We start from the raw sequence: 13,242 nt of genomic DNA on the forward strand, positions 1-13,242 counted from the left end.
ATGAAAAATAAGTATAAAATTTTAGTAACAAATGATGACGGTTATGAGGCAAAAGGGCTGCGCTGTTTGGTAGAAGCTTTGCGTGAACTAAAAGATGTCGAGGTGACGGTTGTCGCTCCTGCAAATGAAAAATCAGCCTGCGGACACTCTTTGACATTGACAAGACCTTTGCGTTTTATCGGGACTGAAGAAAACTTTTTCAAACTCGAAGACGGAACACCTACAGACTGTGTTTATCTCTCTTTAAATGTAATTTTTCAAGGGCATAAACCTGACCTTGTCATCAGCGGTATAAACAGAGGTTCAAATATGGGTGAAGATATTACCTACAGTGGAACGGCTGCGGGTGCAATGGAGGGCGTATTGCACAAAATTCCCTCCATCGCGATTTCTCAGGTGATGGATTTTACAAACCCAAAGGGCGATTTTTCGCTTGCGCAAAAAACAATTCAAAAAATAGTGACAAAAATAAGAGAAAATGACTTTCCCCTGCCTGATAGAGAATTTTTAAACATCAACATTCCGCCTGATGTGCAGGACGCCGAGATGAAGATTACCTATGCAGGATATAGAATCTACTCCAATGAAGCAGATGTTCACAGTAACCCAAGAGGTGAAGAACATTATTGGCTTGGTTTGCATCCGCTTAATTTTACGGCAAGAAAGGGTGTCCCCGGTGTGAGTGATTACGAGGCGATACGTGACGGCTTTATATCTATTACACCTATAATGCTTGATTTGAGTGCACACAAAAGTATGAAAACACTAGAAAAGTGGCTGGATTAATGCAAAAATATGACCGTATAAAACTGGTAGTTAAAGATGATTTTAACAAACTTGAAGATGCTAAAATTATACTTTTGGGGGTCGGCGGTGTTGGCAGTTTTTGTCTGGATTGTTTATATAGAAGCGGTGTCAAAAATATTACTATAGTTGACTTTGATAGCTATGATATGTCAAATCAAAACCGTCAAATGTGGTCAGAGCTGCATGAGGGTGAGATAAAAGTAGAGGCACTCAAAGAGCATTATCCGGAGCTTGAAATCATCAACAAGCGTATAGATGAAGCCTGGGTGCAGGAGTTTGATTTTGATGCCTTTGATTTGGTGCTTGATGCCATAGATGACAGAAATGCAAAACTTGCAATCGCGCAAAAATGTCATAAAAAACTCATCTCTTCTTTTGGAAGTGCCAAAAGGCTTGACCCGACAAAGGTGCAGGTGGGCGACATTTGGAAAAGTTACGGTGATAAGTTCGGCTCAAAAATCCGGTATGAGCTGAAAAAACGCGGCTTTAACAAAAAATATAAAGTGATTTTTTCAAGCGAAGAAGCAACCATAAAAGAAAAAGGCAGTTTTATGGGTGTAACGGCAACATTTGGACTGACTATGTGTGCAGAGACAATTAAAAAAATAAGAGAAGGGAAATAAAATTTGTTTGATTTTTTAGACAGTGACTGGTTTAACATAGGCTTACAAATTGTTTTTGTATTGCTAATATATTATGATGTAAAAAAGTGGCGGGCAACGAAAAAAAGAGAACATGTATTGAATATTGTGCTTACTATAGGCTTTGGTATCTGGGCATTGTATCCCTATTATACTTCTTATATGGGTTGGAAAGAGGGACAGAAAAAAGAGATGCTTTCACACTGCAAGGGCGATGAAAACTCTACGAAGCTTTGCAAGTGTTTGGATGACGCAACATTTAAAGAATACATGTATGATGAGTATAAAAAACTTGATAAAAACAGCAGTGAATACAAAGAATTTATAAAAGATGCGAAAGAGGATTGTTTAGATGATTCATGGTTTTGATGTAGATGCACCTTTGGTGTGCGAAGGTATTATAGGTGACGGTTGCGGCGGTGGACGTTTTTTTCTTGTAGAAAATGAAACGCTTTTAGCCTATGATCCTCAGACTCAGAGTAAAATCTTTCTTCTTGACGGCATAAAAAATGCCAAATCACTCAGTAAAAAAACGTGTATGCTAACAATAGAGTGTGAAGATGAAGTTATAGAATTTGATCTCTCGGCATTGAAAAGAGTCTAAGATCTCTTTACATGTAAAGCTTGTAACTCTTTTCGGAACCCAGACTTTTAAACGCTAAAGCGTGGCTTAGAAAAAAACTAAATTTTTTTCTGTAATCTGGGCTATGCGTTTTGTTTATTTTCTGTTTTTTGGATAAACATAAACTTTTTAAAGGTGTAGGTAAATATACTTCCTTTTCCTAATTCAGACTTTATGTCAAGTTGTATGTCGGCTTCGTCTATGATGGATTTTACTATGCTCATACCTATGCCAAAACCGTTTTTGTACTCATTTTCTCTATAATATCTCTCAAGGATTTTTTGTGGATTTTCAATGCCCTTGCCATAGTCTTGAATACTCAGGCATATGTTTCCATATTCATCACTAAAGAGTTTTAACTCTATTTTAGTCTTTGTAAATGAAAACTTTATGGCATTTGAAAGGGTGTTGTCAACCACTCTTTGTAGCTTCGTTGTACTGAAAAACAATACAGGTTTGCCTACATTACATGTAAAGAGGATTTCTATCTCTTTTAGTTGGCAAATCAATTCAAAATAAGAGACCCGCTCTTGTAAAAACTCTTTTAAATTTATAGGTTCATTTTTATATTCAACTCTGTTTTGTTTTATAAGATAATCCATATCGTTATAAATTGTAGCAAGTGATTTTGTTGCTGATTTTATACGGTTGAAGTATTTGTTTTTTCCATAAGTTGTATTAAATAAATCAACATTTACATTAATAATGCTCAAAGGCGTATTGATTTCATGCATAGACTCCTTTATGAAATCATCAAGCTTTTCATTGACCCGCTTAAAGGGTCTTGAAAAACTGTTTAAAAAATAAAAAGAGAGCAATAAAATCAGTGTGATGATGCCAAAGGCTATTAAACTTGTTTCCAAAAAGACAGGAGCAAAGGAGATTTTTGTCTTGGTAACTAAATAATTTGCAAAAAAGTATTTTTTATTTGGAAGTTCTGTGATGAGGTATCTGTTGAAGCCTTTAGAATGATATCCCGGCATATAAGAGGGAAGCGTCTCTTTGATTTGTGTATAGACAGGGCTGAAGTCTTGTTTATAGAGTCCTGATTCAAAAGAGGAAAATTTGGGAAACTCAAATATTTCACCCGGATGATTTCCAAAGTTGTCCATCGCATTGATGATATGTGATTGAATTGATTTTAACTCAACTTCCGTTTGAACTTCTTGGAGATTTATTTTATGGTTGATATAGAGCGACAAAGGTGCCAACAATATAAAAGAGACAATCAGCGTGTAGATAAGGCTGTACTTTTTTACAAATTTTTCTTCATTGACAATCAAGTCTGTATCCTATGCCGTAAATATTTTGTATAACGTCTTTTGGCAGTTTTCTTCTGAGGTTATTTATTTGCACTCTTGCATTAGCAGCTTCGACATCGTTTTGCCAAATTTGCTCATAAAGCATGTCAAAACTGACAATCTGATTGCGGTGTTTTATAAATAAAGTAAGAATGTCATTTTCCGTTTTGCTCAACTGTATCTGCTCAGAGGCACTAATGAGTTTACGGTTAATGACATCATACTGATAATCACACGGCAGTTGCAGTAAGTCATTTTCTGTTTTAAAGCAGTTTGATTTTAAGGCATGCTGGACTCGTAACTGCAGTTCTATCAAATCAAAAGGTTTTTTGATGTAATCACAACAGCCGTTGGCATAACCTTGGAGCATTGCATCGGCACTCGACATGGACGTGACGAAAATTGTGGGAATATTCTTTCCTTCATCTGTAAGCTCTTTTCTTAAAGAAAATCCGTCAAACTCTCCCGGAACATTAACATCTAAAAGAAGCAAGTCATAATCTTTGCTAAAAATTGCATCAAAAGCATCAGTGCTGTTTTCATAACTGTCTACCGTGTAATCTTTTGCACTTAAAAACTCTTCAATGCTCTCTTTTAAAATCGTCTCATCTTCGAGTAAAAGTATATTCATTTTATCTTTCCTCTTGAAATTTTTTGAGAGTTAGCATCCAGCAGCAGGGATATTAACTCTTCTTTTGTATAACTGTGCAGTTTTTCTCGCAACTGTTTTTCTAAGCAGGCTCTGTCTTTTTGTGCTGCACACTGTTTTAATGAAAGCAGCCCTTTGGCAGTTAAGTCGCAGTAAGGGTTGGTAGATTTGTCTTTGTTGACAATGGTAGAGTATAAATCTTTTCTTGAATAGGTAAAAAAGCTCTCAAGTTCATTCTCAAAGCTGTTAAAAAGTTTCAGTTTTTCTTTGGAAAGTATGAGTATGAAGTACCCGATGCGCTGGGCTTTGGAATTTAAAATCACTTTAGATATATAAAGATAATCTTTTGTCTGCTGTGAACCGAGGTTTTCAAGTTTTGTCAAATCAAGCCTGCGCAGATTTTGAATGTGATTTATATTGGCACCGTTGTTGGCAACTATCATATTTTTAATACGCGAATTTTTTTGCAGCAGTACTGACTGCTTTTGATACTTATCATCAAGCAGAGCTATAATATCTATATCATACTGCGCAAAGTAGTGCTCTAAAGAATCAAATCGCTGAATGACCTCTACAAATCCGATACACTGTTTGTTATCTACTATGGGAATAGATGCTATGAGCACAAGCCGCCTTGCCGCTTCATAAGAGAGATGCGGTATAAGTGTTTTTTTCATCTCCTGCAAATCAGGACGGTATGCTTTGACATTAACACCTGCATCACTGTTATCCCAGCTGCGTGCAAATATTGTTAAATCTTTTGAGAGAATCTGAATACGAATTTTTGAACCGCTGAATGTTTCAAGGGCATTCATATGTGTCTGTAGTATTTCGTAGGCTTTTTTCGCGTCATTGTTTTTAAGCGATGATTGGAGTGTTTCATTTTGAGATAAGGCAAAAGCAAAGTTAAAGGCGCGGGCTTTTTCATTCTCTACCTGCTTGTTTAAAATATTAAGCAAAACAGTATGCACTCTATTCGTAAACTCTTGTTTATTTTGTAAATAGAAGTAGCCGATAAAGACTACTAAGAGTAACAATAATATAGCGAGATACTTTTGATAGAGTTTCATACTGTTCCTTATTTTATATCTGACATTCTATCACTTTATTTTGATATATGCATAGCCATCTCTTTGCAGATCTACCGTTTTGATGATTCCGGCAGGTGTTATTTCAACATAGTCTGAAATTTGTTCGGGTTTTACATTTTTCTTTTTCATTGTGTTGTTGCAGGCAAACATCTTGATATTATCACCGCCAAGTTGCTTTAGTCCTTGAATTCTTGAAGCTGTACCCGCTCCTGTTGGTCCGCCATGATTAATGTAAGGCTTTCTTACAAAACCGGTACCTTTAAAGTCTTTCATAACATACTGAAGACACGGTCCTAGAGCAACTATATCTATTTCAAAATCAATCATTTTTTTATTGTAGTATTTGACTGCATTATTGAGAGTATTTAACATTAGGTGTACACGTTTTGGATCTGCAAAGTCACATTGGTATACAATTTTTACAGTCTCATCCTCATCTTCATTATCATTTGCAAATGATGGTGTAACCATCAGAGCAAGAAATACAATTGTGGAAATTAGTTTTATATATTTCATATTTTATCCTTTAAAATGCTGCTGTTATTTGGACTTCAAGACGATTGCCCATATTATCTAAAACTTTTTGTGCATTTGCATTGCCTGGAGCTTTTGCATCTCTAAATGCGTAGTTGAAGTCAATGCGAGTTGCGCCTTTAAATCTGTATGAAGCACCAAGGGTTAAAGTTTTGAAATCGCGTTCACCTTTTACATCATTTGTTAAACGATTTTGATAGTCATATCTTCCAAATACTTCAACTTTTTTCGGCATAAGTTCATATTGAAGGTTGACATATCCACCATCTGCTACATTTTCCTCGCCAAATGCATATTGAAACTGCCAATCATTAATTAATGGATTTGAATCAGTATCTTTAGGTCCTGTGAAAATCATACCTTTTGCTTTCATATATTCAGCTTCAAAACGAATACCGTGATTGTAGTAAGTCATACCTAAACCATAACGTTTACGTGTTGTTTCTATGCTGCTCGTGTTATTTGAAAGAAGTACACGTTTACCTGTTTGTCCCCAAACATAAAACTTCATACATCGGGTAAAGTAGCCTCTACCACCATATGTATCTTCAAGTGCAAGGTATCCATAGTGTGTTCTGTTGTCATTTGAATTGCTGTTTGCTATTCCTGTTCCGTTTCCATACATGTAAGCATATGTGACAGCCCAATTATCTTTAACTTTTACAGTATCGAAAATTTGGACACCTGTATCTCTAAATGCACCTATAGGTTGGTCGATACTTGTACTTGTATAATGCACAGTAGAGGCACCACCCGCTGCCGCACCGGTTTGAGCAGTTCCGACATTTTTAATTTGACGCTCAAGAAGCTGTTGATTTGTCATCGTTGTAAATGATACATAAGGTGAAACAAAAACAGCCTGTAGACCTTCTTCACTTCCTGGGTATTTAAATTTACCGACACGTACTTTTGCATAAGGAATATATTTGAGTGTTACAGAAGCATCGCTAAAGTAGGTAGCAACATTGCTGTGTCCTGCAAGGTTATTGATACCATTATTTCCAAATTCTGTCATAACAAAGTAATTAACTTTGTTTTCATTGTCAGCCATGCCTCTAAGGGCTAAACGGGCTCTAAAAACATTTAACCCGGAATTATCTTTTAAATCAGGATTAAGCAGAGAAAATGGTGTTTTGTTACTACCATTCTTAATTAAGCTCTTTCCATAATCTTCTCTATAATTTGCCTGAACAAATCCCCAAACTTTTGGTTTATGACTGCGGTAAGGAACTATTACCCCTTTTGGTGCAACAAACTCCGGCTGTGAACCCTGTAACATTAGCCAGTCAGCTGCATCCATCTGTGTTGATAGTGCAAGTAATGCTAAGTTTGCCAATTTTACTTTATAAAACTGTTTTCATATATTTTCCTCCTATGAAAGATTTTGGTAGTGTAAAATAAGAGTGAAAAGAAAGTGTAAAAATATTTTTTCAGTTAAGTTAGAGAAGTTTTGATATAATCATAAAACTAAAAAATTTAATACAAAGAATATGATATGCAAAAAATTGAACCTATGACATTGTTTGGGTATGAAAAATTACAAGCCGAAGTAAAAGATTTAAAAGAAGTAAAGCGCCCCGGTGTGGTGAAAGCTATTGAAGAAGCGCTAGAACATGGGGACTTAAAAGAAAATGCAGAATATCATGCAGCAAAAGAACAGCAAAAAAATATAGATAATCGTTTGGCAGAGCTTCAAGAGATTCTTGGAAACTCTCAAATTGTCGATCCTACTGAACTCGAACATGCAAAAGTAAGTTTTGGCTCAACGGTAGTAATGACTAATCTCGATACAGATGAAGAGGTGAGCTATACTATAGTAGGCGGATGTGAAAGCAATCCTGATATCGGACTTATTTCATTTAACTCTCCTTTGGCAAAACAGCTTTTAGGAAAAGAAGAGGGCGATGAGGTAAAGGTTCGTCTGCCCGGCGGTGAAAAAGAGTTCGAGATAGATGAAGTAAAATACCAAGATATTGTTTTTGAGTGTAAATAAAGATGGAACAAAACAGTAAAATAAATGTCGGTGTAGTCGGAGCAACAGGTTATACAGGGCTTGAACTTGTAAAAATGCTTGTAAAACATCCTTATTTTCATTTGGCATATATTGCAAATTCTGAAGGTGGTACAACTATAAATAAGCTGCATCCTTCATTGAACGGTGTGTGCGAAGATGAAGTACAAAAAGCAGACATTGATGCAATGGCTGCTACATGTAAGCTTGTTTTTTTGGCACTGCCGCATAAAACGGCAATGGCCTATGTCAAACCTTTGTTGGAAAAGGACGTCAAAGTCGTTGATCTTTCCGCTGATTACAGACTGCCACAGGATATTTATGAAGAATTTTACTGTCCGCATACTGACAGGGCAAACCTTGAACATGTTGTATATGGATTGCCTGAACTCAATCGTGAGGCTATAAAGTCTGCAAAACTTGTTGCAAATCCCGGATGTTTTCCGACTTCTGCTATTTTAGGGTTGCTTCCTTTCATGGACAAACGCATACCCAATACACCTATTATTATTGATGCAAAAACAGGCGTGAGCGGAGCAGGAAAAAAACTGAGTGAAGTGACGCACTTTGTGAATGTAAATGACAATCTTTTTGCCTATAACCCTCTGCTGCACCGTCATGCTCCTGAAATTGCAAACAAACTGGACGTCTCTTTTGATGAAGTAAATTTTGTGCCTCACTTGGTGCCTGTCACCCGTGGTATGATAAGCTCGATCTACATACAGGTAGATGAAGAGTTTAATGCAATGAAAGTATTGCAAGAGTTTTATAAACATGATATACATGTAAGAGTAAGTGACATGCCTGTTAATATGAAAAATGTCGCAGGGACAAATTTTTGCGACATTTATGTAAAAAGAAAAGGCAATATGCTTTTTATTTCTTCAAGCATAGACAACCTTATGAGAGGTGCATCCGCGCAGGCTGTTGTAAATGCCAACTTGATGATGGGTTTTGATGAAACGATGGCAATTCCAGATATAGCCTATGTCCCATAATCCAATTGTAATTAAAGAAGGTGCGTTCATTGTCTCCGATGCGCACTACTCACATTTACGTCCTGAACTTTTTTATCTTATTCAAGATATTCATTCTCAAAAAATAATTCCGACACAACTCATTTTCATGGGCGATATATTTGATGCTCTTTTTGGCTCTATTGCGTTTACATGTAAACAAAACAGTGAAATAATTGCACTTATCAATGATATTTCGACAACTTTAGAAGTGATATATTTAGAAGGCAACCATGACTTTAATCTAAAAAACATCTTCCCAAAAGCAAAAGTCTTTTCCATTAAAGACCAGCCTGTAGAAGCGGTATATAAAGACAAAAAAGTCTATCTTGCACATGGCGACTTTGGTGGTGAGTTTATGTATAAAGTCTATACATCTCTTATCAGAAACGCTTTTGTTCTGTTTTTGCTTAAATATATAGATATATTTTCAAACCATGCAATCTTAAAGAAATTAGATGCTTATTTGAGTCAAAAGAATGATTGTAAAGAGTTTAAAAATTTCAAAGAATTTATAGAAGAACGCTTGGCCAAAAAGTATGACTGTGATTACTTTATAGAAGGGCATTTTCATCAAAACACCCAATTTGATACAGCACATTTTCATTACATTAATCTAGGTGCTTTTGCTTGCAATCAAAGATATTTTATTGTAAAATCAGCTCAAGATATAGAGTTATTAGAAGAAAAAAATTCCCCTAGGGAGATATAAAAAATGGACAACAAATCTCTAAAAGTCGGTTCCAATGAAATGGAACTTGTTGACTTTCGTATATTTAAACAAGAAAAAGACAAAGTATATGAAGGTATATATGGAATTAATGTTTCAAAAGTACGTGAAATTATCCGTATTCCCCATTTAACAGAACTTCCAAGTACACCAGAATTTATAGAAGGTATTTTTGATTTAAGAGAAGTTGTTATTCCTGTTGTAAATCTGGCAAAGTGGATGGGTGTTGCCGAACCTGAAAATGCAATAAAAAACGCCCGTGTAATTATTACAGAGTTTAATAATGTCCTTATAGGTTTTATAGTGCATGAGGCGAAACGTATTAGAAGGATCAGCTGGAGCGATATTGAACCGACATCTTTTATGAGTAGTTCATCAGGATTGGAAAGTAATAAAATTACCGGTGTAACAAAAATAGAGGGTGATAATGTTTTACTGATACTGGACTTAGAAAGTGTTGTGCAAGATTTAGGACTTTATGAGCCTGAAACAGATGCAGCGCCGGAAACAATAGAAAAATTTTCAGGACTTGCTCTTGTTTTGGATGACAGTGCAACTGCGAGGAAAATTGTAAAAGATGCACTTGTGAAAATGGGCTTTCATGTTATTGAAGCGATGGATGGGGAAGAAGGTCTTAGCAAACTCGATGATTTATATACAACATACGGCGATTCAATAGCCAATAATTTAAAAATAATTATTTCAGATGTTGAAATGCCTAAAATGGATGGTTTTCATTTTGCAGCAAAAGTCAAAGAAGATGAAAGATTCAATAATATTCCTATTGTATTTAACTCTTCAATAAGTGATCATTTTAGTGAAGCAAGAGGCGAAGAAGCTGGTGGAGAAGCTTATTTAGTTAAGTTTCAAGCGAGTTCATTTTTTGATGAAGTGTCACGTATCGTTCGTGCACATATGAAGAAATAGGGAGTGTAAATATGGATGAATTTCAAGAAATACTACAAGATTTTTTAGTTGAATCGTTTGAGCTTGTTGAAAAATTAGATGAAGATTTGGTTGAGCTGGAGTCTCATCCTGATGATTTGGAACTGCTAAACGGAATATTTCGTGTTGCACATACCGTAAAAGGGGCTTCATCATTTTTAAATTTTGATATATTGACGCATTTAACACACCACATGGAGGATGTGCTGAATAAAGCACGTCATGGGGAACTTACTATTACTCCTGATATTATGGATGTGATTTTAGAGTCAATTGACCTTATGAAAGCGCTTTTGGAAAAAATCCGCGATACAAGCAGTGATGATGGCATAGATGTATCAGCATGTGTTGCAAGACTAGACAAAGTCAGTGGCGGTACAGGCGAAGTTGAATCACCTGTTGCAGCGGCTCCTGTTGAAGTAGTAGAAGAGGCCCCTGAAGAGGAAGAACCCGATTATGAGAACATGGATCCTGATGATGTAGAAGCAGAAATAGAAAGACTTTTAGCGCAGCGTCAAGCTGAAGACAAAGCAAAAAGAGAAGCAAAAATAGCTGCCGGTGAGGAAGTTCCATCGATGCCGCCCGAACCGAGCGAAGAAGAACCTCAAGAAGAACCAAAAGAAGAAAAGAAAGAAGAAAAAGCCGAAGCACCAAAAGCACCGGCACCAACGCCTGCTCCATCGGCTGAAAATTCATCACAAAAACCCTCATCCGAAGAGGCAAAAGCAGCAGCACCGGCAAAACGTGCTCCTGCTACGGTTGAGCAGACAATTCGTGTGGATGTAAAAAGACTAGACCACCTAATGAATCTTATCGGTGAGCTTGTACTTGCTAAAAACAGACTTATTAAAATAAATGATGATGTAGAAGAGCGCTATGAAGGTGAGGAATTTTTAGAAGAGTTGAATCAAGTTGTCTCAATAGTTTCGCTTGTAACAACTGACCTGCAAATTGCAGTTATGAAAACACGTATGCTCCCAATAGGAAAAGTGTTTAACAAATTCCCTAGAATGATTAGAGACCTTTCGCGCGAACTTAATAAAAAAATAGAACTTGTCATTTCAGGTGAAGATACGGAGCTTGATAAATCAATCGTTGAAGAGATCGGCGATCCTTTAGTTCATATTATACGTAATTCATGTGATCATGGAATCGAGACACCCGAGGAGCGTATTGCAAAAGGAAAACCGGAAGAGGGTACAATAGCGTTAAAAGCATATAACGAAGGAAATCAGATCGTCATTCAAATAGATGATGACGGGAAGGGACTTGACCCTCAAATGCTCAAAGAGAAATCGCTTCAAAAAGGTATTATTACCGAAAAAGAAGCGGAGACTATGAGTGATAAAGAGGCATATACCCTTATTTTTAGACCGGGCTTTTCAACTGCGGCATCAGTAACGAGTGTTTCCGGACGCGGTGTAGGTATGGATGTTGTCAAAACTAACATTGAAAAACTCAACGGTATTATTGATATTGACAGTGAAGTAAATGTCGGCACTTCTATAAAGTTAAAAATTCCATTAACCTTGGCAATTATTCAGGCACTGCTTGTTGGTGTGCAAGAAGAACATTATGCAATTCCTTTGGCGTCTGTACTTGAAACAGTAAGAATTTCAAAAGATGAAATTTATACGGTTGAAGGCCGTTCTGTTATGAGGCTGCGTGACGATGTTCTCTCTTTGGTACATATTGGGGATATTTTTGAAGTTGAGAGAATTTTGGATGCGAGTGAGCATGCTTATGTTGTTGTTCTAGGTTTAGGAACAAGCAAACTGGGCCTCATTGTAGATATTTTGGTTGGACAGGAAGAGATTGTTATTAAATCTCTAGGTGATTATCTCAAAGGTATTGAAGGCATTGCCGGAGCTACAATCAGAGGCGATGGAGGTGTGACACTCATCGTTGATGTTGTCGCACTGATGAGTATGGCAAAAGATGTAAAAGCAACAGCCCTTACAAATGGTGACGGTGGTGAAGCTGTAAGCAATGAAAAGACGAAGGCAAGTGATTATACTATAATGGTAGTTGATGATTCTAAAACAGATAGAACGATTATGAAAAAATCATTAGAGCCGTTAGGTGTTACTATTGTTGAAGCGGGTGATGGTCAAGAGGCTCTCAATATTTTAAAATCCGGTGAATATAATATCGACGCAATGCTTATTGATATAGAAATGCCGAGAATGGATGGATATACACTTGCAAGTGAAATTAAAAAATATAACAGATATAAAAATCTGCCATTGATTGCTGTAACATCGCGCACAGGCAAATCAGACCGTATGCGTGGTGTTGAATCAGGAATGGTAGAGTATATTACTAAACCTTATTCGGCAGATTATTTAGCCAGTGTAGTTCAAAGAAATGTTAATTTTAAAGCGGAGTTTTTATAATGAGTGATAAATTAAAAGATATTATTAATAAACAAGGACAACAGCAGGAGAGTGTCGTAGGTCAATTAGATGATGTTGTTCAACTTGTCGGCTTTATAATAGGTGATGAAGAATATGCAGTGCCTATTCTGTCTATTCAGGAGATTATCAAACCTTTTACCTGGACAAGAGTTCCTCAGGTTCCAAAATATGTTTTGGGTGTGTTTAATCTTCGTGGTTCCGTTATTCCGCTTATAGATTTACGTACAAAATTTGGACTGCCGACAAAAAAACAGAGTGATGAAACACGTTTTATCGTTATGCGTCACGGTGATGAAGTTGCAGGTTTTGTAATCGACAGACTGACAATGGCAATACGCATCAAAAAAGAAAATGTTGGACCGCCGCCTGATACGGTTAACGGAGATGATACAATCATAGACGGTGTCGGAAAACAAGAAGACAAAATTATTACGATTTTAAAAGTTAATAAACTTTTAGAAAGAGATTTTTAGCATTT

General features: G+C 36.4%; 15 protein-coding genes. 10 read left to right on the forward strand and 5 right to left on the reverse strand.

Annotated features, from left to right (window positions below; translation table 11 throughout):
• From surE to SAUT_RS03100, 4 genes are read left to right on the forward strand one after another with little or no spacing between them, the layout of a single operon-like run.
• Positions 1–786, forward strand: a complete 786-nt coding sequence (surE, locus tag SAUT_RS03085) for a 5'/3'-nucleotidase SurE (RefSeq protein ID WP_013326417.1) — start codon at positions 1–3, stop codon at positions 784–786.
• Positions 786–1,430 carry a ThiF family adenylyltransferase gene (locus SAUT_RS03090; RefSeq protein WP_013326418.1) on the forward strand — a complete coding sequence of 215 codons (645 nt, stop codon included), beginning with the start codon at positions 786–788 and terminating at the stop codon, positions 1,428–1,430. The genes surE and SAUT_RS03090 overlap by 1 nt, the downstream gene beginning before the upstream one ends.
• Before the next feature lie 3 nt (positions 1,431–1,433).
• Complete coding sequence (locus tag SAUT_RS03095) at positions 1,434–1,817, forward strand: hypothetical protein (protein WP_013326419.1); 384 nt, start codon at positions 1,434–1,436, stop codon at positions 1,815–1,817.
• Positions 1,801–2,052 (forward strand): hypothetical protein, encoded by a 252-nt coding sequence (locus SAUT_RS03100; protein WP_013326420.1) that lies wholly within the window; start codon positions 1,801–1,803, stop codon positions 2,050–2,052. The genes SAUT_RS03095 and SAUT_RS03100 overlap by 17 nt, the downstream gene beginning before the upstream one ends.
• A 101-nt stretch (positions 2,053–2,153) precedes the next feature.
• Here SAUT_RS03100 and SAUT_RS03105 read toward each other — a convergent pair whose 3' ends face one another.
• From SAUT_RS03105 to SAUT_RS03125, 5 genes are read right to left on the reverse strand one after another with little or no spacing between them, the layout of a single operon-like run.
• The gene (locus tag SAUT_RS03105) at positions 2,154–3,353 is read right to left on the reverse strand and encodes a sensor histidine kinase (protein WP_013326421.1); all 1,200 of its coding nucleotides are present in this window, start codon (positions 3,351–3,353) and stop codon (positions 2,154–2,156) included.
• Positions 3,340–4,002 (reverse strand): response regulator transcription factor, encoded by a 663-nt coding sequence (locus tag SAUT_RS03110; RefSeq protein WP_013326422.1) that lies wholly within the window; start codon positions 4,000–4,002, stop codon positions 3,340–3,342. The genes SAUT_RS03105 and SAUT_RS03110 overlap by 14 nt, the downstream gene beginning before the upstream one ends.
• Positions 3,999–5,090 carry a cache domain-containing protein gene (locus SAUT_RS03115; RefSeq protein ID WP_013326423.1) on the reverse strand — a complete coding sequence of 364 codons (1,092 nt, stop codon included), beginning with the start codon at positions 5,088–5,090 and terminating at the stop codon, positions 3,999–4,001. Before SAUT_RS03115 ends, SAUT_RS03110 begins: the two co-directional genes overlap by 4 nt.
• 30 nt (positions 5,091–5,120) lie before the next feature.
• Positions 5,121–5,627, reverse strand: a complete 507-nt coding sequence (locus SAUT_RS03120; RefSeq protein ID WP_013326424.1) for a DsrE family protein — start codon at positions 5,625–5,627, stop codon at positions 5,121–5,123.
• Between the two features lie 10 nt (positions 5,628–5,637).
• A complete protein-coding gene (locus tag SAUT_RS03125) occupies positions 5,638–6,981 on the reverse strand; it encodes a porin family protein (RefSeq protein ID WP_041675127.1) in 1,344 nt (447 codons plus the stop codon).
• Between the two features lie 159 nt (positions 6,982–7,140).
• Between SAUT_RS03125 and greA the strand changes: the two genes are divergently transcribed.
• From greA to SAUT_RS03155, 6 genes are read left to right on the forward strand one after another with little or no spacing between them, the layout of a single operon-like run.
• Positions 7,141–7,638, forward strand: coding sequence for a transcription elongation factor GreA (gene greA, locus SAUT_RS03130; RefSeq protein ID WP_013326426.1), 498 nt, complete (start codon positions 7,141–7,143; stop codon positions 7,636–7,638).
• A 2-nt stretch (positions 7,639–7,640) separates the two neighbouring features.
• Positions 7,641–8,654 (forward strand): N-acetyl-gamma-glutamyl-phosphate reductase, encoded by a 1,014-nt coding sequence (gene argC, locus SAUT_RS03135; RefSeq protein ID WP_013326427.1) that lies wholly within the window; start codon positions 7,641–7,643, stop codon positions 8,652–8,654.
• A complete protein-coding gene (locus SAUT_RS03140) occupies positions 8,644–9,384 on the forward strand; it encodes a UDP-2,3-diacylglucosamine diphosphatase (protein WP_013326428.1) in 741 nt (246 codons plus the stop codon). Before argC ends, SAUT_RS03140 begins: the two co-directional genes overlap by 11 nt.
• Before the next feature lie 3 nt (positions 9,385–9,387).
• Positions 9,388–10,329 (forward strand): chemotaxis protein, encoded by a 942-nt coding sequence (locus SAUT_RS03145; RefSeq protein WP_013326429.1) that lies wholly within the window; start codon positions 9,388–9,390, stop codon positions 10,327–10,329.
• 11 nt (positions 10,330–10,340) lie between these two features.
• Positions 10,341–12,743, forward strand: a complete 2,403-nt coding sequence (locus SAUT_RS03150; protein WP_013326430.1) for a hybrid sensor histidine kinase/response regulator — start codon at positions 10,341–10,343, stop codon at positions 12,741–12,743.
• The gene (locus SAUT_RS03155) at positions 12,743–13,237 is read left to right on the forward strand and encodes a chemotaxis protein CheW (RefSeq protein ID WP_013326431.1); all 495 of its coding nucleotides are present in this window, start codon (positions 12,743–12,745) and stop codon (positions 13,235–13,237) included. The genes SAUT_RS03150 and SAUT_RS03155 overlap by 1 nt, the downstream gene beginning before the upstream one ends.
• The last annotated feature ends 5 nt before the right edge of the window (positions 13,238–13,242 follow it).

This window comes from Sulfurimonas autotrophica DSM 16294 (genome assembly GCF_000147355.1).
Lineage (GTDB): Bacteria > Campylobacterota > Campylobacteria > Campylobacterales > Sulfurimonadaceae > Sulfurimonas > Sulfurimonas autotrophica.